This window comes from Lacticaseibacillus kribbianus (assembly GCF_020180945.1).
Classification (GTDB): Bacteria; Bacillota; Bacilli; order Lactobacillales; family Lactobacillaceae; genus Lacticaseibacillus; species Lacticaseibacillus kribbianus.
In genome coordinates this window covers 704,191-724,450 of the sequence record NZ_JAIPUL010000001.1, presented here as the reverse complement: position 1 = coordinate 724,450, position 20,260 = coordinate 704,191, and the positions used below count along the sequence as shown (strand labels likewise).

At 64.2% G+C, this 20,260-nt stretch carries 20 protein-coding genes; 7 read left to right on the top strand and 13 right to left on the bottom strand.

From position 1 onward, the window contains the following. Window positions 1–540 precede the first annotated feature (540 nt). The 6 genes from upp to LE416_RS03425 form a co-directional block, all read right to left on the bottom strand. Complete coding sequence (gene upp, locus LE416_RS03450; RefSeq protein WP_225047091.1) at window positions 541–1,170, bottom strand: uracil phosphoribosyltransferase; 630 nt, start codon at window positions 1,168–1,170, stop codon at window positions 541–543. Between the two features lie 86 nt (window positions 1,171–1,256). After that, entirely contained in the window at window positions 1,257–2,489 is a 1,233-nt protein-coding gene (glyA, locus tag LE416_RS03445; RefSeq protein WP_225047090.1) for a serine hydroxymethyltransferase, read from the bottom strand. Window positions 2,490–2,531: 42 nt separating this feature from the next. Further along, a complete protein-coding gene (locus tag LE416_RS03440; RefSeq protein WP_225047089.1) occupies window positions 2,532–3,548 on the bottom strand; it encodes an L-threonylcarbamoyladenylate synthase in 1,017 nt (338 codons plus the stop codon). 3 nt (window positions 3,549–3,551) lie between these two features. Beyond that, window positions 3,552–4,394: a peptide chain release factor N(5)-glutamine methyltransferase gene (gene prmC / locus LE416_RS03435; RefSeq protein ID WP_225047088.1), complete on the bottom strand. Its 843-nt coding sequence runs from the start codon at window positions 4,392–4,394 to the stop codon at window positions 3,552–3,554. Then, window positions 4,387–5,466 carry a peptide chain release factor 1 gene (prfA, locus tag LE416_RS03430; protein WP_225047087.1) on the bottom strand — a complete coding sequence of 360 codons (1,080 nt, stop codon included), beginning with the start codon at window positions 5,464–5,466 and terminating at the stop codon, window positions 4,387–4,389. Before prfA ends, prmC begins: the two co-directional genes overlap by 8 nt. Before the next feature lie 22 nt (window positions 5,467–5,488). Further along, entirely contained in the window at window positions 5,489–6,070 is a 582-nt protein-coding gene (locus LE416_RS03425; protein WP_225047086.1) for a thymidine kinase, read from the bottom strand. Between the two features lie 148 nt (window positions 6,071–6,218). Here LE416_RS03425 and LE416_RS03420 point away from each other — a divergent pair, with 148 nt between their 5' ends. From LE416_RS03420 to LE416_RS03410, 3 genes are all read left to right on the top strand, one after another. Further along, window positions 6,219–7,580: a Mur ligase family protein gene (locus tag LE416_RS03420; RefSeq protein WP_225047085.1), complete on the top strand. Its 1,362-nt coding sequence runs from the start codon at window positions 6,219–6,221 to the stop codon at window positions 7,578–7,580. Between the two features lie 22 nt (window positions 7,581–7,602). After that, on the top strand, window positions 7,603–7,944 hold the full coding sequence (locus LE416_RS03415; protein WP_225047084.1) for an SHOCT domain-containing protein: 342 nt from the start codon (window positions 7,603–7,605) through the stop codon (window positions 7,942–7,944). Between the two features lie 140 nt (window positions 7,945–8,084). Beyond that, a complete protein-coding gene (locus LE416_RS03410; RefSeq protein WP_225047083.1) occupies window positions 8,085–8,405 on the top strand; it encodes a DUF898 domain-containing protein in 321 nt (106 codons plus the stop codon). Window positions 8,406–8,638: 233 nt separating this feature from the next. Here LE416_RS03410 and sufB read toward each other — a convergent pair whose 3' ends face one another. Genes sufB through sufC form a run of 5 tightly spaced genes read right to left on the bottom strand, consistent with a single transcriptional unit; the run spans window position 8,639 to window position 13,448 of the window. Next, window positions 8,639–10,075 (bottom strand): Fe-S cluster assembly protein SufB, encoded by a 1,437-nt coding sequence (gene sufB, locus LE416_RS03405; RefSeq protein WP_225047082.1) that lies wholly within the window; start codon window positions 10,073–10,075, stop codon window positions 8,639–8,641. Beyond that, the gene (sufU, locus tag LE416_RS03400) at window positions 10,068–10,511 is read right to left on the bottom strand and encodes a Fe-S cluster assembly sulfur transfer protein SufU (RefSeq protein ID WP_225047081.1); all 444 of its coding nucleotides are present in this window, start codon (window positions 10,509–10,511) and stop codon (window positions 10,068–10,070) included. Before sufU ends, sufB begins: the two co-directional genes overlap by 8 nt. After that, the gene (locus tag LE416_RS03395) at window positions 10,498–11,694 is read right to left on the bottom strand and encodes an aminotransferase class V-fold PLP-dependent enzyme (RefSeq protein WP_225047080.1); all 1,197 of its coding nucleotides are present in this window, start codon (window positions 11,692–11,694) and stop codon (window positions 10,498–10,500) included. Before LE416_RS03395 ends, sufU begins: the two co-directional genes overlap by 14 nt. Further along, complete coding sequence (locus LE416_RS03390; RefSeq protein WP_225047079.1) at window positions 11,687–12,688, bottom strand: SufD family Fe-S cluster assembly protein; 1,002 nt, start codon at window positions 12,686–12,688, stop codon at window positions 11,687–11,689. Before LE416_RS03390 ends, LE416_RS03395 begins: the two co-directional genes overlap by 8 nt. After that, window positions 12,681–13,448 carry a Fe-S cluster assembly ATPase SufC gene (gene sufC / locus LE416_RS03385; protein WP_225047078.1) on the bottom strand — a complete coding sequence of 256 codons (768 nt, stop codon included), beginning with the start codon at window positions 13,446–13,448 and terminating at the stop codon, window positions 12,681–12,683. Before sufC ends, LE416_RS03390 begins: the two co-directional genes overlap by 8 nt. A 255-nt stretch (window positions 13,449–13,703) precedes the next feature. On the opposite strand from sufC, the gene LE416_RS03380 reads away from it, so the two are divergent. From LE416_RS03380 to LE416_RS03365, 4 genes are all read left to right on the top strand, one after another. Next, a complete protein-coding gene (locus tag LE416_RS03380) occupies window positions 13,704–14,354 on the top strand; it encodes a response regulator transcription factor (RefSeq protein WP_225047077.1) in 651 nt (216 codons plus the stop codon). Beyond that, window positions 14,341–15,351, top strand: coding sequence for a sensor histidine kinase (locus tag LE416_RS03375; protein ID WP_225047076.1), 1,011 nt, complete (start codon window positions 14,341–14,343; stop codon window positions 15,349–15,351). Before LE416_RS03380 ends, LE416_RS03375 begins: the two co-directional genes overlap by 14 nt. Window positions 15,352–15,413: 62 nt before the next feature. Continuing rightward, on the top strand, window positions 15,414–16,082 hold the full coding sequence (locus LE416_RS03370; RefSeq protein WP_225047075.1) for an ABC transporter ATP-binding protein: 669 nt from the start codon (window positions 15,414–15,416) through the stop codon (window positions 16,080–16,082). Next, on the top strand, window positions 16,079–18,421 hold the full coding sequence (locus LE416_RS03365; RefSeq protein ID WP_225047074.1) for an FtsX-like permease family protein: 2,343 nt from the start codon (window positions 16,079–16,081) through the stop codon (window positions 18,419–18,421). The genes LE416_RS03370 and LE416_RS03365 overlap by 4 nt, the downstream gene beginning before the upstream one ends. A 181-nt stretch (window positions 18,422–18,602) precedes the next feature. Here LE416_RS03365 and LE416_RS03360 read toward each other — a convergent pair whose 3' ends face one another. After that, window positions 18,603–18,968 carry a pyridoxamine 5'-phosphate oxidase family protein gene (locus LE416_RS03360; protein WP_225047073.1) on the bottom strand — a complete coding sequence of 122 codons (366 nt, stop codon included), beginning with the start codon at window positions 18,966–18,968 and terminating at the stop codon, window positions 18,603–18,605. 142 nt (window positions 18,969–19,110) lie between these two features. Then, on the bottom strand, window positions 19,111–20,046 hold the full coding sequence (locus LE416_RS03355; RefSeq protein ID WP_225047072.1) for a formylglycine-generating enzyme family protein: 936 nt from the start codon (window positions 20,044–20,046) through the stop codon (window positions 19,111–19,113). Window positions 20,047–20,260 lie beyond the last annotated feature (214 nt).

The window sequence follows — 20,260 nt, the reverse complement described above, 5'->3', positions numbered from 1 at the left end:
CAAGCGGCGGCGTGCAGTGTCACATTGTTTCTAAATTGCGGATTGGCGGATACCCATCCGACAAACACACAGAACACTTTAACACCTTTCAATCAAAAAGACAAAGCAATCTCGTGAATTTTCATTCCCGGTCTCATGCCCTTTTCATCGAATTTTTCAAAAACCGAACGATCATTCACGCCCCAATCCGGCCCCCGATTGCCTACAGTGCTCACGGGGTGTACCAGTTGCGCAGGTCGCGAATTTCGCCCATTGACATCCGTCACGGTCTCCCCTGCCACATATTATATGGTAGAAACGGGCCAGGCCCGTTGCGGTTATCATATCACGACCGCCGCGGCATTGCCACGTACCGCCGGCAGCGGCGGCCACCCACAGCACCCCGGAGCAGCCCGCGCACGTTCACACCGAACGCCCTAGCGCCCGCTTCGCCGCGGCGCCGTCTCGGGACGCTTTCAGCCCGCAAGCGGCGCCAACGACAACGCGGCCGGCACGTCCTGCTGGAGGACGCGCCGGCCGCGTGGCTGCGGGTGCGTGGGGTTACTTGGTGCCGAACAGGCGGTCGCCGGCATCGCCGAGACCCGGGAAGATGTACCCGGTGTCCGTCAGGTGATCGTCGAGCGCGGCGGCGTAGATGTCAACGTCCGGGTGGGCATCCTGGACGGCCTTCACGCCTTCCGGAGCGGCAACTAGGACGACCAGGCGCATGGACTTGGCCCCGCGCTTTTTCAGCGCCTCGATGGCCATGTTGGCACTGCCACCCGTGGCCAGCATCGGATCAACGATGAACAGGTCGCGCTGATCGATGTCGGCGGGCATCTTGACGAAGTACTCGTGCGGCAAAAGTGTTTCCTCGTCGCGGTACATCCCGATGTGACCGACCTTGGCGGCAGGGATCAGACGCAGCACGCCGTCGACCATGCCCAACCCGGCGCGCAGAATCGGCACCACGGCCAGCTTCTTGCCGGCGAGCTGCTTTTGGGTCGTCTTCCCCATCGGCGTCTCGATCTCAACATCCTCAAGCGGCAGGTCGCGCGTGATTTCGTACACCATCAGCTCGGCGATTTCGTTAGCGATCTCGCGGAACTCCTTGGTGCCGGCGTTCTTGTCGCGAATCAGCGTCAGCTTGTGTTGAATCAGCGGGTGGTTCAAAACCGTAAATTTGCCCATGTGCAAAAGGTCCTCCTTTATTTATGGCAAACGCCAAGTCCCATCTGGGAACTTGGCGTCATTGGCATCGCTGCCCAAAACCTTGTCTATGATACCGGATATGCACTGGTCAGCGCAAGTACCGATTGCCGAATCTCGGCCAGAACTTCCTGATTATCGCGATTGGCAATCGCCTTGGAGATCAGGTGGGCCACCTGCTTGCAATCCGCCGGGGTGAAACCGCGGGTCGTGATCGCCGCGGTGCCGACGCGCACGCCGGAGGTCTTGAACGGGCCGTTCTGCTCGCCCGGAATCTGGTTCTTGTTGGTGGTGATCATGACGGTGTCCAACAGGTCCTGGACCTCGCGCCCGGTCACCCCGTAGCCGGTGACGTCCAGCAGCACCATGTGGTTGTCAGAGCCACCGGAGATCATCTTCAGGTGTGCGTCTTCGGCGAACCCGTCGCACATCGCCTGCATGTTGGCCACGATGCGCTTGGCGTAGTCGGCGAACTCGGGCTTTTGGGCCTCGCCAAGGGCCACGGCCTTGGCCGCGATCACGTGGTCGAGCGGCCCGCCCTGGATGCCCGGGAACAGCGCCGAGTTGATCGCCTTGCCGTACTGCTTCTTGGCGAGGATCATGCCGCCGCGCGGGCCGCGCAGCGTCTTGTGCGTCGTGGTGGTCACCACATCCGCGTAAGGAACGGGGTTCATGTGCACCCCGCCTGCGACCAGGCCTGCGATGTGCGCCATGTCGACCATCAGGAAGGCGCCGACGCGGTCGGCGATGTCGCGGAAGCGTGAGAAATCGATCTCGCGGCTGTAGGCCGACGCCCCGGCGACGATGAGCTTCGGGTGGATGGCCTCCGCCTGGGCCTGAATTGCGTCGTAGTCCAGGCGCCCGGTCGCGGGATCCAAGGCGTAGTGGTGGAAGTGGTACTCCTGGCCTGAGAAGTTCACAGCCGCGCCGTGGGTCAGGTGGCCGCCGTCGGTCAGGTCCATCGCCAGCACCGTGTCGCCGTCCTCGAGGAACGCGCGGTACACGGCCATGTTGGCCTGGGAGCCCGAGTGCGGCTGCACGTTGGCGTACTCGGCGCCGAACAGCGCCTTGGCACGGTCGATCGCCAGCTGCTCGATGACGTCGATGTAGGCGTTACCGCCGTAGTAGCGGTGGCCCGGGTAGCCCTCGGAGTATTTGTTGGTGAGCACACTACCCTGCGCCGCCCGCACCGCGGGACTGACGATGTTCTCCGATGCGATCAGTTCAATGTTTTGCTGCTGCCGTTGTTCCTCTTGCCGGATTGCGGTGAAAACCTCCGGATCGATCTGCGTGTAGTCCATCTAAAACACTCCCTTCGAATTGGTTCCAGTATAGCAAAGGGTTCAGTTCCCGTCTCGTTGGAAGTGCGTATTGCCAGCGGATTTTAACAGCCGGTTCATGTAAGCGGCGCCAAGGCCTTCAGGCGCAAAGGCCTCGGCCAAAATCAGCTTGATGGTCGGGTGCAGGTCGAACCACCTCAGCCCGGCGAACAGGTTGTGCGTCGCGGACTGGACGTCGGCGCCGAGGCTGTAGCTCGCCACTGCCGCCGGCACCTTTGTCAACAGCTCGTCGGTCGCCATCACGCCGAACGGCACGCCCTGGGCCTTGGCCCATGCGAGCGCGTCCGAAAGGTCCGCCGGGTGATCCAGCACGACCACCTGGGCGCTTGGGGCGTAGTGCTTGTACTTCATGCCCGGGGCCTTCGGGGTCTCCTTGGCGCCGACCTTGTGGCGGTCCGTGGCGACCTCGCCGATCACCGGCGCCAACAGCGCAGGCGTCACCTCGCCGGGCCGCAGGATGGCCGGCGGCGTCACGGTCATGTCGATGACCGTGGACTCCACCCCCACGGCGGTCGGGCCGTCGTCCAGGATGCCGGCGATGGCCCCGTCAAAGTCGTGCAGCACGTGCGCGACACGGGTGCCAGACGGCTTACCGGAAAGGTTGGCGGACGGGCCGACAATCGGCCGGCCGGCCAGCGTGATCATCTCACGGGTCAGCGCGTTTTGCGGCATGCGAAAGGCCGCCGTCTGCAGGCCACCGGTGACCACCATCGACAGGGCGTTCGGCAGGATGTTCAGGATGATGGTCAGCGGCCCGGGCCAAAACGCGGCCATCAGCTTGGCGGCCTCCGGTGTGATCACGGCGTACTGTGCGACCATCTCGGGGCTTGCCACCGTCACGATCAGCGGGTTGTCCGCCGGCCGGTGCTTGGCCGCGTAGACCTTTAGCGCCGCCTTGGGGTCGGTCGCGTCCGCGCCCAGCCCGTACACGGTTTCGGTCGGAAAGGCGACGACCTCGCCGGCGCGAATCAGCGCCGCGGCCTCCGCCACGGTGTCCTTGTCAAAAACTTGTGTTTCCATCACTCAGTCCTCCTTGTCAAGATGCGTCAGCCGCACCATGCGCTCGTGCCCCGCCAAGTCCTTCCGGAAGGTCGCCGTTGCCTGTGGCAGCGCGGTGGCAAACAGCGCGGCAAGCGCCGGTCGCTGGTGGTAGCCGAACTCCAGGTACACCGTACCGCCCGGGTTCAGGTGCGCAGCGACGCCTTGCACGAAGCGCTTGAACAGCGCCAGGCCGTCGTCTTCGGCAAACAGTGCGAGGTGCGGCTCGAAGGCCTTGGTGCTTGCGTCCATCACCGGCTCCTCGGCGTGCGCGATGTACGGCAGGTTGGCGACGATGAAGTCGAATTTCCCCGTGATACCGGCGAACAGGTCGCTTTGCACAAAGGTTACGCGCCGATTCAGCCGCTGCGCGTTTTGTTCGGCCACGGCCAGCGCGGCCGCGGAGACGTCGCTCAGCGTCATCGCGGCGGGCAGCTTGGCGGCAAGCGTCAGCCCGATCACGCCGCTGCCGGTGCCGACGTCAAGCCCGGTGCGCGCGGTCTGCTGCTCGGCCGCCGCCCACGCGACCAGCTCCTCGGTCTCAAAGCGCGGGATCAACACCGCCGGCGACACGACGAACAGGTCACCGTAAAACGGCGCCAGCCCGACAATGTACTGGGCGGGCTCGCCGGCCAAAAGGCGCTTGACGTCCGCCTGAAACCGCGTGGCAAGCCCTTCCGGCAGCGGGTCGCGGCCGTGCAGCCGCAGCCCGCTTGGGGTCAGCCCCGCACGCAGCTCCAGCACGTAGCGGGCGCCATCCGGGTCGATGCCGGCCGCCTCCAGCAAAGAAGACGCCCCGCGGAGCGCCTCATCGTAGGTCTTAGTCATTGATCGATTCCAGCTTGGCCGTCTGGTCTTGAACGATCAACGCGGCGATAATGTCGTCGAGCTCGCCGTTCATGATGCGGTCCAGCTTGTTGAGCGTCAGGCCGATGCGGTGGTCGGTCACCCGGTTTTGCGGGTAGTTGTATGTGCGAATGCGCTCGGAGCGGTCACCGGAGCCGATCGCGGTCTTGCGCTGCTCGGCGTACTCCGACGCGTTTTGGCTTTCGTAGAAGTCGTACACGCGGGCGCGCAGGATCTGCATCGCCTTCTCACGGTTTTGCTGCTGGGAGCGCTGATCCTGCATGGTGACCACGATGCCGGTCGGCAGGTGGGTCATGCGGACGGCGGAGCTGGTCTTATTGATGTGCTGGCCACCGGCACCGCTGGAGCGGTAGACGTCGGTGCGGATGTCCTTGGGATCGATCTCAAGGTCCACCTCGTCGTACTCCGGCATCACGCCGACCGTCGCCGTGCTGGTGTGCACGCGGCCCGCGGACTCGGTCACCGGCACGCGCTGCACGCGGTGCGCGCCGTTTTCGTACTTGAGCTTGGAGTACACGGAGTCGCCCTGGATCAGGACGGAGACCTCCTTGTAGCCGCCGACCTCCGTCGGGTTGTCGTCGATAATCTCGGTGGTCCACCCCTGCTTTTCGGCGTACTTCATGTACATGCTCAAAAGGTCGGCCGCAAACAGGCTGGCCTCGTCGCCACCGGCCGCGCCGCGAATCTCCATGATGATGTTCTTGTCGTCGTTGGGGTCCTTGGGCAGCATCAGAATCTTGATGCGCTCCTCAAGCTCGGTCTGGTGCGGCCGCAGCTCGTTGAGATCCTCCTTGGCCAGCTCCTCCATGTCCGGGTCGTGGCTGTCGCGCAGCATCTCGTCGGCCTCGGCGATGTCGGATTGCACCTGCTTGTACTCGCGGTAGGCGGCCACGACGTCGCGCATGCTGCCCTCCTCTTTGGAAAGGGCCAGGTAGCGCTTGGTGTCGGCCAACACCTCCGGGTCGGACATCAGCTCCTGAAGCTCCTCGTAGCGGTCCAGCAGCCCGTCTAGTTGTTCAAAAATCTTGTCCATGGTAACTCCTTCGTTTCTCTGATTAGCCCAGCATATCCTTGGGCGGGAAGTAGTAGTGGTGGCGGCACACCGGGAAGTAGGCCTCGTTGCCGCCGATCTGAATCTGCTCACCGGCGTACACCGGCTGGTGGTCGTGCACCCGCAGGTTCATGATCGCCTTTTTGGCGCAAAACCAGCAGATGGTCTTCATCTCTTCTATCTTATCTGCGTACAGGAGCAGGTACTTGGAGCCCTCGAACAGCTCGTTGCGAAAGTCGTTCTTCAGCCCGAACGCCATCACCGGAATGCGCAGCTCGTCGACCACCTGCGCGCACTCGAAGACGTGGTGCTTCTGCAAAAACTGCGCCTCGTCGATCAGCACACAGGCCGCCTTGGGGTTGAGTTCGGACACTAGGTCGAACACGTTGGTGGCCGCGTCGATCGGGTGTGCCTCCCGCTTGAGGCCGATGCGCGAGGCGACCACGCCGACGCCTGAGCGGTCGTCGATGGCCGAGGTGAGAATGATCACCTGCTTGTTTTGCTCCTCGTAGTTGTGGGCCACCTTCAGGATCTCGATCGACTTGCCCGAGTTCATCGCGCCGTAACGGAAAAACAGCTGTGCCATCGCGCACACTCCTTTTTATGAAAATACCCTTTCCAGTATAACGAATCCGGGCGGCAATTGACACCGCGCGCCGCGAATTTTTCGTCAAGGCCGCGCCGGTTCTGTGTTATCATTAGTCAGATAGTGTGACAGAAAGGCGCGTTTAATCATGAAAATCACTGCAAGGGCCCGCTTGGCGATCGCGCTGGGCCGGCTCAGCTACTGGTACCTCCACAAGTTCCGCGGCGGCGGCAGCTCCTTTCCGGGCAAGCTTGCGCTGCGCATCGACCCCAACGTCATGAATGCCCTCGGCCAGGACCGCGACGTGATCATCGTCACCGGCACCAACGGCAAGACCCTGACCACCAACCTGATCGTCAAGGTGCTGCGCCAGAAGTACCAGGACGTCTTGACCAACCCCACCGGCTCCAACATGGTGCAGGGCATCACCACGGCCTTTTTCGCCCACCAGCCGGTTGCCGGCGCCAAGCGGCCGCTGGCGGTGCTTGAGGTCGACGAGGCCAACGTGGCGCCGGTCGCCGCGGCCCTGCACCCCAAGGCCTTCGTGATGACCAACATCTTCCGCGACCAGATGGACCGCTACGGCGAGTTCTACACCACCTACGAGAAGATCCTGGCCGGCGTGCGCGCCAACCCGACCGCGGTCGTGATGGCCAACGGCGACGCGCCGATTTTCTCTTCCCGCGAGCTGCAAAACCCGCTGCGCTACTTCGGCTTTGACCTCGGCGAGTCGGACCAGACCGACCTGGTCGCCCCGCCCAACACGGACGGCGTGCTGTGCCCGGTGTGCGAGCACATCCTGCACTACCACAGCCTGACCTACGCCAACCTCGGCGACTTCTTCTGCCCCAACTGCGGCTTTAAGCGGCCGGTGCTCGCGCATCAGGTCACGGCGATCACCGAGCAGACGCCGACCAGCTCCGCCTTTGCCATCGACAACCACCCGTACAGCCTGGCCATCGGTGGCACCTACAACATCTACAACGCGCTGGCCGCCTACACCGTCGGCGCCGAGTTCGGCATCACCCCCGAGCAGGTCAAAGACGCCTTCGGCTACGACGAGAAGGTCTTTGGCCGCCAGGAGGAGATCACCATCGCCGGCAAGAAGGTCACGCTGATTCTGGTCAAGAACCCGGTCGGCCTCAACGAGGTGCTGGCGATGATCCAGCGCCAGGCCGAGCCGTTTGCCTTTGCGATGCTGCTTAACGCTAACTACGCCGACGGCACCGACACCAGCTGGATCTGGGACGGCAACTTCGAGTCGCTGGTCCAAAGCGGCCAGGCGACCACCTACCTGGTCGGCGGCGAACGTGACAAGGATGTCGCCTTCCGCATGCAGGTCGCCGGCGTCCCGCAAAGCGAGCTGATCGAGCGGCCGAGCCTCGACGCGGTGATCGACACCGTCAAGGGCTTTTCGGAGTCTCAAGTGTACGTGCTGGCCACTTACACCGCCCTGCTGCAGCTGCGCCAGAAGCTGAGCGCCGCCGGCTACATCAAGGCCGGCTTCTAATCACCGGACAGGAGGCAACACCATGAAGAAAAACAACTCGAACTGGGGCTGCGGCGCGTTGATTGTGATCACGCTCATCCTGGCGGTCCTCGTCACCTACTGGTACGTGTTCGTCGCGCTGGCGGTGCTGGGCGTGGCGATCTGGTACTACCTGCACCAAAAGGAGGCCAAGGCCAAGGCGGAGGCAGCGGCCGTGGCCAAGCAGCAGGCCGCCGAAGCAGCGGCGGCTGCGCGCGAACACACCAAGGCCGAGCAGATTCGCCACTTCAAGGCGCTGCTAGACGAAGGCGCCATCACTCAAGCGGAGTACGACCAGCAAAAGACCAAGATCCTCAACGGCGATCCGGACAAGCTGGAATTCTAGTGAGCCGAACCGGATCTACGGCCCCCGGGAGGTAGATGGCCTCCCCTCGTATTTTGACGCCTCAATCGCTGATGGCCAACCGTTACACGTCCAGCCCGGAACGACGATAAAAGCTGAGGACAGGTTTGGGAGATTCTATCATGGAACAAAAGCATGGGCGCAACTCGTTTTTCGACGGCGGTTTACTTTCCTACATCGGTTGGTCACTTCTGGCGGTCATCATCACCGTATTCACGTTCGGCATCTGCTATCCGTGGGCCCTTTGCCGCCTTTACGGCTGGAAGATCAACCACACCGTGATCGATGGTCACCGGATGGTCTTCTCTGGATCGGCAATCGGCTTATTCGGCAACTGGATTAAATGGCTCTTCTTCTCCATCATCACCCTTGGCATTTATGGGTTCTGGGTCAACATCAAGCTTGAGGACTGGAAGGCCAAGAATACCTCCTTTCTGAATTAGCCACGGAAAAAAACAGCGGATCCACGCGTTCTGACGTTGGAAAAATCCAACGCCGGAACGCGTAGCCCCGTAGCTGAAACACTTCGCCAAGCACCTCGGGCGTCAACAACGGGCCTCGCATCTCACCGGATGCGAGGCCCGTTTTGGGTAACGTTCAAAAAATGGGTGGCAAAAATGTGGCAAACCTGAAGGCTACGCCGCCCAAAACCCTTGCAGATTGCGCGGTTACCGCGCTACCCGACGCTTCCGTCCATCTCCATCCCGATCAGCCGGTTGAGCTCGACGGCGTACTCCATCGGCAGCTCCTTGGTGAACGGCTCGACGAAGCCCATGATGATCATCTCGGTGGCCTTGGCCTCTGGGATGCCGCGGCTTTCGAGGTAGTACAGCTGCTCCTCGGAGACCTTGGACACCTTGGCTTCGTGCTCCATCGCGACGGTCGGGTTGTGAATCTCGTTGTAGGGAATCGTGTCGGACTTGCTCTGTTCGTCCATCAGGATGGTGTCGCACTCAACGTGGCAAAATGCGTTGTCGGCCTTGTCCGTGAAGCGCACGGTGCCGCGGTAGTCAACGCGCCCGCCGTCCTTGGCGATGGACTTGGAGACGATGGAGCTCGAGGTGTTCGGCGCGTTGTGGATCATGCGCGCGCCGTTGTCCTGGTCGACGCCGGCCCCGGCGACGGCGATAGACAACATCGTGCCGTGCGCGCCTGCGCCGTCGAGGTAGACGCTCGGGTACTTCATCGTGGTCTTGGAGCCCAGGTTGCCGTCGACCCACTCCATCGTCGCGTTTTGCAGCGCCTGTGCCCGCTTGGTCTCCAGGCTGTAGACGTTTTTGGACCAGTTTTGGATGGTCGTGTAGCGGCAGTAGGCGTCGTCTTGGACGAACACCTCGACCACCGCGGCGTGCAGCGAGTCGCTGGAGTAGTTCGGCGCGGTGCAGCCCTCGACGTAATTGATGTGGGCGCCGGGGCCGACGATGATCAGCGTGCGCTCGAACTGCCCCGTGTTCTCCGCGTTGATGCGGAAGTAGGACTGAATCGGCACGTCGGTCTGCACGCCGGCGGGCACGTAGATGAACGAGCCGCCGGACCACACGGCCGAGTTCAGCGCGGCGAACTTGTTGTCGTTGGGCCGCACCAAGGTCCCGAAGTACTGGCGCACCAGGTCCGGGTACTCCTTCAAAGCGGAGTCCATGTCCATGAATAGGATGCCGAGCTTATCGAACTCGTCTTTCATGTTATGGTACACGACCTCGGACTCGTACTGCGCGGACGCCCCGGCGAGGTACTTGCGCTCCGCCTGCGGCACGCCGAGGCGGTCGAACGTGTTTTTGATGTCATCCGGCACATCGGCCCAGTCGCGGTAGGTGCGGTCCGTCGCCTTTTGGAAGTACAGCATGTTCGCCAGGTCCAGGCCGGACAGGTCGGGGCCGAAGGCGGGATCCGGCATCTTGAGGTAGGTGCGGTAAGCCTTCAGGCGGTAGTCGAGCATCCATTCGGGCTCGTGTTTTTTCCTTGAGATGGCGCGCACGGTGTCCTCGGTCAGGCCGCGGCCGGTGGAGAACACCGGCGTGATGTCATCCTTGAAGTCGGCCGGGTTGTCGTCGGGCAGAAAATCGACGGCCGACGCCACCTGCTCGTTGTTCTTCGTGTTCTTGGTCTCAGTCATGTTCCGCTCCTTTCGTCAGTGCCTGCGCGGCGGCCTTCCAGGCCAAAGTGGCACACTTGACCCGCGCCGGGAACTGGTGGACGCCCTTCAGGATGGCGGCATCTCCCAGCGCGTCTTCGTCGGCCACCTCGCCCTCGATCACCAGCTCGGAGAACTGGCCGACCAGATCCAGCACGGACTGCGGGGTCTCGCCGATGATGCGGTCGGTCATGAGGCTGCCGGACGCCTGCGAGATGGTGCAGCCGCTGCCGGCAAAGGCCGCGTCCACGACCTTGCCGTCGCTCACCTGCAGCTGAAGGGTCAGCACGTCGCCGCAGCTGGGGTTGCGCACGGTGATCTCGTGGGTCGGCTTGGCCAGCTTGCCGTGGTGACGCGGGTGGTAGGCCTCGTCGAGGATGACCTGCCGGTACAACTGATCAAGTCTAGTCAGTCCCAAGGAAATACCCCCTTGCTTCGGCCACCGCGGTGGCCAGGCGATCGACGTCCTGCTCGGTGCTGTACAGCCCAAAGCTTGCGCGCACCGTCGCCGGCACGCCGAGGCGCGCCATCAGCGGCTGTGCGCAGTGGTGCCCGGCGCGCACCGCGATGTCCTGCTCATCAAGAAACGTCGCGAGGTCGTGCGGGTGCACGCCAGTCAGGTTGAAGGACACGATGCCAAGACTCTGAGCCGTGCCGTACACGGTGACGCCGTCAATCGCGGCGAGGGCCGCGCGCAGCCGGCGCACGAGGCGATCCTCGCGCGCCCGCACCGTCGACCAGTCCTGCGCCTGCAGGAAGGCGACGGCCGCGGCCAACCCGAAGGCGCCGGCGATGTTGGGCGTGCCGGCCTCGAACTTCAGCGGCACCGGCGCCCAGGTCGACTTGGCGTCGGTGACCTCGTCGATCATCTCGCCACCGAACTGAACCGGTGGCATCTGGTCCAAAAGCTCGGCGCGGCCGTACAGTGCCCCGATGCCGGTCGGCCCGTAGACCTTGTGGCCGGAAAAGGCGAAGAAGTCAGCGCCCATCGCCTGGACATCAACCGGCATGTGCGGCGTGCTCTGCGCGCCGTCCACGACGACGAACCCGCCCTGCGCGTGGACCTGGTCCGCCAGCCGGCGCACCGGCACCAGCCCGCCCGAGACGTTGGTCACCTGCGCCACCGCGAGGAGTTTGGTCCGCGGTGTGATCAGCGCGGCCAGCGCGGCGGGGTCGGTGTCCCCGAGTGGCGTTGGCGGCGCCACCACGAAGCGCGCCCCGCGGGCGGCGGCGAGCTGCTGCCAGGGAATGAAGTTGCTGTGGTGCTCCGCCGCGCTGACGAGGATTTCGTCGCCCGGCTGAACCGCCAGCGGCCCGAAGCTTTGTGCCACTAGGTTCAGCGACTCGGTGGTGCCGCGGGTGAAGACGATTTCTTCGGCGTGTTCGGCGTTCACAAACGCCGCCACCGCCTCGCGTGCGGCCTCGTAGCGCTCGGTTGTGCTGTAGGCCAGGCGGTACAGCCCGCGGTGGACGTTCGCGTTGTCCTGCGTGTAGTACGCGGTGAGCGCGTCAAGCACCGCCTGGGGTTTCTGGCTGGTCGCCGCCGTGTCCAGGTAGACGAGGTTGGGGTGTTGGGTGAAGAATGGAAATTGCTCACGCATCTGTGGTCACCAAGGTTTCATCGATTGTGTCAAAAAGTTCCTGCTTCAGCCGGCGGTCGGTGATCTCGGCCAGCCCCGCCTCGAGGAAGCCGCGAATCACCAGCCGCGACGCAAGCGCCCGACTCAGGCCGCGGCTCATCAGGTAGTACAGCTGGGCCTGGTAGACGCGCGTCACGCTGGCCGCGTGGCCGGCGGTGACGTCGTTCTCATCGATCAATAGGATCGGGTTGGCATCCCCGCGCGCCTGAGACGCCAGCATCAGCACGCGGTTTTCCTGCTGGTTGTCGGCGCCCTGCGCCCCCTGCACGATGTGGCCGATGCCGTTGAAAATCAGGTGGGCGGCGCCTGTGATCACGCCACGCTGGTTGATGTGGCCCACCGACTTGCGGGCGTAGTTGGTCATCCGCGTGGTGTAGCCCAGGTGCTGAACCCCGCTGGCCAGCACGCCGACGTTGACCGTCGCCTGAGCGCCGTCACCGATCAGGTCGGTGGTGATCAGGCTGGCCCCGCTGGCCTTGGAGAAGCCGGCGACCGTCCAGTTCAGGCTGGCGCCGGCGCCAAGCGTCGCCTTGTGCTGCGCCACCACGGCGGTCGCGGCCAGGCTGTCGTAGGTCAGCCAGCTGACCGTCGCGCCTTCCGCAACCTCGAGCCACACGCCGAGACCCAGGCCCTCGCCGGTTGTTTTCCAGGTGTCTCGAATCGTCACCTTGGCGTGCGGGCCGACGACGACGCGCACCAGCGCGCTGCCGTCAGCCGGGCCAACCACCTCAACCGGCGTTGTGCCCGCGTAACGCTCCGGCACAGTGACCGTCACCGCGGTCCCTGCCGCGGCCAAAAGCCAGTCCTCCAGGCCGTCTTGCGCCTCAATGCCGAGGCCCGGCGTCACCGTCACGGCCGCGTCGGCGCTGACGGTGACGGGTAAAACGGCGGCCGCCGGCGCGCGGCGCAGCATGCGCCCCAGGGCAATCTTGGGCGTGCTTGGAAGCTCACGCATCGGCTTCACCCGCCTTCAGGTGGCTGTAGCCGGTTTTTTCGAGCGACTTGGCCAGCTCGGCGCCGCCGGTTTCGATGATCTCGCCGTCCTTCATCACGTGGACGAAGTCGGGCACGATGTAGTCGAGCAGGCGCTGGTAGTGGGTGATGATCAGGCCGCCGAACTCGGGGCCGCGCTGGGCGTTGACGCCCTTGGCGACGATGCGCAGCGCGTCGATGTCGAGGCCCGAGTCGATCTCGTCGAGCAGCGCGAAGTGCGGCTTGATCATCATCAGCTGCAGGATCTCGTTGCGCTTTTTCTCTCCGCCGGAAAAGCCCTGGTTCAGGTAGCGGTCGGCCATGTCCTCCGGCATCTCCAGCGTGGTCATCGTCTGATCCAGCTGCTTCAAAAACTGCATGATTGGAATCTGATCATCCTGCGGGCGCCGGGCGTTGATGGCGGCGCGGATGAACTCCGCGTTGGTCACCCCCGCGATCTCGGCCGGGTACTGCATGCCCAAAAACAGGCCGGCGCGCGCCCGCGCGTCGACGCTCAGGTCGAGAATGCTCTGGCCGTCGATCAGGATGTCGCCTTCGGTCACTTGGTAGCGCGGGTTGCCCATGATGGTCTCGGCCATCGTCGACTTGCCGTTGCCGTTGGGGCCCATCAGCGCGTGAATCTCACCGGTGCGAACGGTGAGGTTCACGCCGCGCAGGATCTCCGGGTGCTCGGGCTCATCCTTGACTTTGACATGCAGGTTCTTGATTTCTAGTGTGCTCACAGTGTCGCCTCCAGTTGAATTGTCGTCTCCATTGTACGTCATCCGCGGGTCGAAGACAAACGCTTTCACGAACAGCTGAATGCCCGTGTGATGCGTGTTTCGCCGTTTGATGATACAGTTGCGAGGTGTGCTTAGGTACAGTGCCTCGGTCACCTTCCATTATACCAGTGTGAGTGAGTCCTTACTTCATTATTTGGGTTTCGCGTGACCAACGCCTGCGCCTAGGCTATGATATGACCGAACGGAGGCGAGACCATGGAACTGCTGATCATTGAAGATTCCCAGGCGCTGGCGCAGAGCTACGCCACCTACCTGAGCGCCACGGCGCACGTGACCCTGGCGCCGACTCTGGCCGCGGCCACGGCGGCCGTCACCGCCAACCCGCCCGACGCCATCATCCTGGACCTCGCGCTGCCCGACGGCGACGGGCTGGCCTGGCTGACCGAATGGCGGCCGCTGCTTTTGGCCAAGGTCCTGATCCTGACCGCCAACGACGCGGAGGCCGCGGAGCTGGCCGGGCTGAGCCTGGCCGACGACTATGTGATCAAGCCGCTCAGCCTGCGGGTGCTGGGTGCCCGCCTGGCGAAGCTTTCGGGCGGCGCCCCGCTGGCCCTGGGCGACCTGACCGTCGATCTGACCCGCGGCACGCTGACGCGCGGGGGCCAACCGATTCCGCTTTCGGCCACCGAGTGGCGCCTAGTCGCCTACTTTGCGCAGAATCAGGGGCAGCTGCTGACCCGTGCGCAGCTATTGGCCGGCATCTGGGACGCCCGCGACCAGGTCGTCTCGGACAACACCCTGACCGTCACCATCAAGCGCCTGCGCGAGAAGCTCGAAGCCGACCCCGCGCACCCGCGGCTGATTCGCACGATTCGAGGAATGGGGTATTTCATTGCGGAAAACTAACGTGTTCACCACCCCGGAGACCCGGGCCGCGGCCTGGCTCGGCATCCTGCTTGCCGCGCTCGTGACCACCGCACTCGGCGTCGCTGGCGGTCTTTCGCCGGCCGCCCGTCCCTGGTTGGTCGCCCTCTGGCTGGTGGCGCTGGCCGCCATCGGGGCGGTCTGCGTCGGCTGGCTGCGCCGCATCCGCCGCTCGCTTGCGGCGCTTGCCGCCCAGCTGCACCAGGCCGAATTGGGGCAGTCCGACTACCCCCTGAGCCTGAACGACGAGGGGGCGTTTTCGGCCCTGCACAACGACCTGTACCGCTACGCGCGCGAGTCCCAGGCCGCCAAGGCGGCGCTGACCCGCGACCGCGCCCAGCTCAGCACCGCGATTCAAGACATCGCCCACCAGCTGCGCACGCCGATTGCCACCCAGGCGAACCTGATCGAGCTGCTGGGCACCGCACCGAATCCGGCGACCCAGGCGGAGCTAACACTGCAGAACCGACGGCTGCAGAGCCTGGTCGAGCAGCTGATCCTGATGGCCAGGGTCGACACACACACGCTGAGCCAAAACCGCGAGGCCGTGGCGCTGGACGACTTGCTGCGCCACAGCCTGGACGTGCTGCTGCCCCTGATCGCCGACGCCGCCCTGGAGGTGGTTTGGCAGGTGCCGACCGGGATCACGGTCTCGGTCAACCCCCGCCTGATGCAGGAGGCCTTCATCAACCTGCTCAAAAACGCGGCGGAGCACGCCCCGGCCGAAAGCCGGCTGGTAATTGCGGCGGCGCAGACGCCTTTGGCCACCACCGTCACGATTCAGAACTTCGGCGCCGCACTCCCCGAAGCGGAGCTGCCGCACCTGTTCGAGCGCTTCTACCGCGGCAGCCAAAGCGCGCCGAACAGCCTGGGCGTCGGCTTGGCCATCGCCCACGGCATCGTGGCGGCCGCCAGCGGTCGTCTCACGCTGGCCAACACGCACCCGGGCGTCCGCGCCACCGTCACGCTTTTTCGCTAGCCTGATCGGGCTGTCACGCTGTTGTCACTCTCGCGCGGTACCTTAAGGCTGGAGGTGTTAAGATGTCAATTCTAACCGCAACAGACTTAACCAAGACCTACCCGGGCGAGGAGCAGCCCGCGCTCGATCACGTGTCGCTTCGGATCGAGGCCGGCGAGTTCGTCGCCATCGTCGGGCCCAGCGGCTCCGGCAAGTCGACGCTCCTGCACATGCTTGGCGGCGTGGACCGCCCCACCGAAGGCCACGTGTCGCTGTACGACACCGACCTGGGCGGGCTCAACGAGACGCAGCTCGCCATTTTCCGCCGGCGCCAGGTGGGGTTAATCTATCAGTTCTACAACCTGATGCCGACGCTGACCGTGGCGGAGAACATCACCCTGCCCGCCGAGCTGGACGGCAAAAAAATCCCGGAGGCCGAGCTGACGGATTTACTGGCCGCGCTCGGGCTGACCGCCAAGGCCCACGCCCTGCCCAGCCAGCTCTCCGGCGGTCAGCAGCAGCGCGTCGCCATCGGCCGCGCGCTGATCAACCAACCGGCCATCGTGCTGGCCGACGAGCCGACCGGCAACCTCGACCAGAAGAACTCCCAAGAGATCATGGAACTGCTGCATTACGCCAACGTCAAGCAGGGCCAAACCGTCATCGTGATCACGCACGATCCACAGGTCGCCGCGCAGGCCCAGCGCGTTTTGACCATCGCCGACGGCCGGCTGACGGAGGCAAACGCATGATTATCGCCAAAATCAGCTGGCAGAACCTGCGGCAGACGCCGGCCCGCACCCTACTGACGATTCTTGCGATGGGCATCGCCGCAACGCTGGCCGTCGCCTCACTGGTCGGCCTTCGCAGCGCCCAATCCAGCCTGTTCACCTACCAGGTGGCGCAGACCCAGGCCATCGTCCGATTTTCCGACCTCAGCCAGGACCAGCTGCACCGGCTGATCAAGGAGCCTCTCTTGATTCACCAGCGACGCTACGTGACCACCACCCTGCACCACGGTAAGGACGCGGTGCCGGCGGTGACGGTCACCCCGGCCGTGCTGCGCAAGCTCGGCCCGGCGCTGCTCAGCGGTGGGCGCCTGCCGCGCACCGCCTCCGAGGCCCTTGTGACCGACACGCTGCTGCCGGAGGGCACCGCGCTCGGCGACTGGCTGACCCTGACTCAGGCTGGCAAGCCGCGGCGCGTGCGGGTGGTCGGTGTCATGAACCGCTACAGCCCGAGCTACCTGGACCCCAGCGGCATCATCCAGGTCAGGCACACCCTGCCCGAGGGCCGCGATACCCTGATGGCCGACTTGGCAACCACGCGCGACGCGCATAACCGCGTGGCCGGGATGGCTGCCAAGGCCGGCGTCGGCCCCACCCAGTATCAGCTCAACGACGACGCACTCAAGGTGATGGGTGAATCTGACAAGGCGAAGACCCGGCTGATCATCGTCGGCACCGTCGCCGGCGTGCTGGCCGTCATCAGCATTGCCGCGCTGCTTCTGATCTACACCAGCATCAACCTGACGGTGCGCGCCTACCGCACACGCTACGGGCTGCTTCGATCGTTGGGCACCACGCCCAAGCAGCTGCGGCGCATCGTGCTGAGCGAGGCCCTGATGCTTTTGGTGCCCGCCATGATTCTGGGGCTCGGCTTTGGCGTCGGCGGCATGGCGGTCACGCTGGGCTGGCTCAACCGCCTGTTTGCGGACAATGACTTCGCCTTCGCGCTCAGGCTGACCGTCGACTGGCTACCGCTGGTGGTGGCGGCCGGCTTCATGACCGCGGTCACGCTGATCGCCGCCGCCCGGCCCGCCTGGCGCGCCAGCCGCGTGTCGCCGATTGCCGCCATCCGCGCACTCGACGCCTCGCCGCGCGTCTCCAAGCGCCGCCTGCGCCCCGGCTTTTGGCTAAAGCGCATCAAGCGGCCGACGCTGCGGCTCGCCCTGCGCAACTACCGCCGCACCGACCGCAAGGCGACGATGATGGTGACGCTGATTGCCACGGTCGCGCTGTTCGTCGGCCTGACCGGCTTCACCGCCAACTTCCTGCGGGATTACGCTGACCTGACCGGACCGGACATCATCGCCACGGCCGGCGGTGACCGCGTGGCGGCCGCGGAAAAGGTGCTGGTGCGCACCGGCGCGGTCAAGCAGCACTTCGTCGCCCCGCACTTCGGGCTGGAGGTTCGGCGCGGCCCGCTTTTCCTGAAAGGCTTCGACCTGTCCATCTACGTCGTGTCAAAGACGCTAGCCCGGAAGCTCAAGCACCCGCTGCCTTACCTGGTGGACACCAAGATTCAGACGGAAAACGCCCAGGGCAAGACGGTGATGCGCTACACGGTGCCGCTGGACTACGCCAAGCCGCTCGTGCTGCGCGGTCAGCGCAACAAGCGCACGGTCAGCGTGACCCCCACCCTCGTGCCTTACAACGCGCAAACGCCGGAGGCCCTAGTCGTTTACGAACAGGGCGAGGCCGCGCTGATGATTTCCCAGGCGCAGTATGCGACCTGGCGCCAGAAGCTCGGCCTGTCCGAGCGGGATCTGCAGACCACCGCGGCCGCCACGCTGACCAACCCCAACGATCACAAGCGCGTGGCCCAGGCGCTGAAAGCAAACTTTGCCGGCATCACCATCATCGACGCGGTGGCGACCAACCAGGAGTCGTACGCGATGACCACCATGATGCGCGTCTTGATGAGCGGCTTCGTCGCGCTGCTCGCGCTGGTCAGCCTGGCCACCATCGTCAACCACACCTTCGCCGACCTGATGGCCTCACGCCAGAGCCTGGCGATGATGCAGTCGATCGGCACGACTCCCAACCAGCTGACGGCGGTCAAAAGCCTGGAGTACGCCTTTCTTCTGGGCCAGGGCCTGCTGTACGGCGGCATTCTCGGCAGCGCCGTGAGCTACGGGCTGACCATGCTGCTGTTCCAGGGCAGCAGCAACGCGCCGGCCTACATCTGGCCCACGCAGGGGCTGCTGGTCGCGGCCACCGCGATTGTCGCGATTTGGGGCGGCTTCGTCCTGGCGACCCACCGGCTGCTGACGCACCAAAACATCGACGCCCTGATTCGGCGAGTGTAATCAACGACCGGGCCCGTTAGTCGGGCTTGGCCCAGCGTAAAAGGAGCCTGCCACGCATTTCCCGAACTCGGAAAATGCGCGGCAGGCTCCTTTGGCTTGTGGGTATGACTGCCGGTCTGCGACTGCGCTGCAGATGACCTGTACTTCAGCTGGCGACGCATGGGCAGCCCCCAGTGCTTGGCTAGATTTTCTGCTCGATGTCGTCGATGGTCACGACCAGAAGCCGTGACAGCCAGGGAAACTGCGCCTGCTTGGCGTCGAAGGCCGCGCCTTCGGTTTCGAAGTGCCCGCGACCGTGGACGTGAAAGCCCGCCCCGGGCCCCACGGTGCCGACCACGTCCTTGCTGCCGAAGGTCAAGGTGACCCGGTTGTCGGTGGCAAAGTCGGTCTCGATGCTGTGCATCCCCGCCGCGGGAATCAGCAGTTGATTGTCGGCAACGGTCACGTAGGACATCCAGGTGTTGACGACATGCGCCGGATTGGCGTTCACGGTGATGATGGTGACAGGGCCCTCGTGCTTCAGGACCTCAAGGAAAGTTTCGTTCATGGCTGGCTCCTTTGGAAAAATTGGTGGCCACGACAGGCAGGAGAACACCCGCCGCGGCTTCGTCTCAAGTGTACCGCGGCAAGGCAGGTCACTGCGCATCCAATTCTATCCTTTTTGTGTGATTCATTATCCCAGTTCTGTATCACCGCCGAGGCAGGCAGCAGTCCGCCGGGTGGGTCGCGCCAGCACGCGCAGCCGCCGGCGCAGTCACCTGATCGGTCACGTGGCGCACGATGCGGAAGCCGAGGTTGGACGCCGAGGACTGCCCCGCCTCGCCGTTGCGCGCGCTGATGCGGTACCGCTTGCAGTACGAGTCGTGGCAGAGAAACGATCCGCCGCGCGTCGCGAAGGTCAGGTTCGGCTCAAGCTTGTCCATCGCCGCAAAGTCCTTGGCCGACAGCATTGCCAGGCTGCTGAGCGGGATGCGTGCCGGGTTGAGGCACCACTCCCAGACGTTGCCGATCGGCTGGTATAGCCCGTAGCCGTTGGGTTCGAAGCTGTGAACCGGCGCGGTGCCGACGAAGCCGTCTTCGGCCGAATTCGTGTAGGGAAAATCGCCCTGGAACGTGTTGCAGTGGTAGGTGCCACCGGCCATCAGGGCATCCCCCCAGTACCAGTGGTCGTAGTCGGTGCCCCCACGCGCAGCGACCTCCCACTCGACTTCCGTGGGCAGCGTCGCGTCTGCCCAGGTGCAGTACGCCAGCGCGTCGGTGCGCGACACGTGCACCACGGGGTGATCCGCCAGCCCCTCAAGCGTCGACTCCGGGCCGAAGGGGTGCGCCCAGTCCGCACCGGCCACCGCGTACCACCAGGGCATTCCCGGAACCGGCTGGTTGGCCGCCTTGGTCTCGTCGCTGGCCAGGAGGTGGAACACGAAGCTGTTGCCGAATTGCTCTGCCTCAGTGCGGTAGCCGGTGGCCGTCACGAACGCCTGAAACTCGGAATTTGTGACCGTGGTCGCCCCAATCTCAAAGTCCCCCACGTGAACCGTCACCTTGGGCGTCTCGTTGTCCTCAAAGAATCCCTTGGTCCGGTCGTTGGTGCCAATCTGATAAGTTCCGCCTGGAATGTGTTGCATGTCCTAGCCTCCATGGCCGCAGCCAAAATTTGAATGCGGTCTCATTCTAACACAGTTCCCCGGATGTGTGCCATTGGCCGTAACTATCCTCCACCGCCCCCCGGGCGGCGGCTTGCATATCTGCAAAATAGTTTTTTTATTCAACCGATTGCGGTGTCGCGCGCGGTGTCGTATTATTTAGGTTGTTATATTGACATTATTTTTTCACTCATCA

Excerpts from the sequence above, each read along its gene's own strand:
- upp (WP_225047091.1), bottom strand. The coding sequence starts at position 1,170 with ATGGGCAAATTTACGGTTTTGAACCACCCGCTGATTCAACACAAGCTG.
- glyA (WP_225047090.1), bottom strand. The coding sequence starts at position 2,489 with ATGGACTACACGCAGATCGATCCGGAGGTTTTCACCGCAATCCGGCAA.
- LE416_RS03440 (WP_225047089.1), bottom strand. The coding sequence starts at position 3,548 with ATGGAAACACAAGTTTTTGACAAGGACACCGTGGCGGAGGCCGCGGCG.
- prmC (WP_225047088.1), bottom strand. The coding sequence starts at position 4,394 with ATGACTAAGACCTACGATGAGGCGCTCCGCGGGGCGTCTTCTTTGCTG.
- prfA (WP_225047087.1), bottom strand. The coding sequence starts at position 5,466 with ATGGACAAGATTTTTGAACAACTAGACGGGCTGCTGGACCGCTACGAG.
- LE416_RS03425 (WP_225047086.1), bottom strand. The coding sequence starts at position 6,070 with ATGGCACAGCTGTTTTTCCGTTACGGCGCGATGAACTCGGGCAAGTCG.
- LE416_RS03420 (WP_225047085.1), top strand. The coding sequence starts at position 6,219 with ATGAAAATCACTGCAAGGGCCCGCTTGGCGATCGCGCTGGGCCGGCTC.
- LE416_RS03415 (WP_225047084.1), top strand. The coding sequence starts at position 7,603 with ATGAAGAAAAACAACTCGAACTGGGGCTGCGGCGCGTTGATTGTGATC.
- LE416_RS03410 (WP_225047083.1), top strand. The coding sequence starts at position 8,085 with ATGGAACAAAAGCATGGGCGCAACTCGTTTTTCGACGGCGGTTTACTT.
- sufB (WP_225047082.1), bottom strand. The coding sequence starts at position 10,075 with ATGACTGAGACCAAGAACACGAAGAACAACGAGCAGGTGGCGTCGGCC.
- LE416_RS03395 (WP_225047080.1), bottom strand. The coding sequence starts at position 11,694 with ATGCGTGAGCAATTTCCATTCTTCACCCAACACCCCAACCTCGTCTAC.
- LE416_RS03390 (WP_225047079.1), bottom strand. The coding sequence starts at position 12,688 with ATGCGTGAGCTTCCAAGCACGCCCAAGATTGCCCTGGGGCGCATGCTG.
- LE416_RS03380 (WP_225047077.1), top strand. The coding sequence starts at position 13,704 with ATGGAACTGCTGATCATTGAAGATTCCCAGGCGCTGGCGCAGAGCTAC.
- LE416_RS03370 (WP_225047075.1), top strand. The coding sequence starts at position 15,414 with ATGTCAATTCTAACCGCAACAGACTTAACCAAGACCTACCCGGGCGAG.
- LE416_RS03365 (WP_225047074.1), top strand. The coding sequence starts at position 16,079 with ATGATTATCGCCAAAATCAGCTGGCAGAACCTGCGGCAGACGCCGGCC.
- LE416_RS03360 (WP_225047073.1), bottom strand. The coding sequence starts at position 18,968 with ATGAACGAAACTTTCCTTGAGGTCCTGAAGCACGAGGGCCCTGTCACC.
- LE416_RS03355 (WP_225047072.1), bottom strand. The coding sequence starts at position 20,046 with ATGCAACACATTCCAGGCGGAACTTATCAGATTGGCACCAACGACCGG.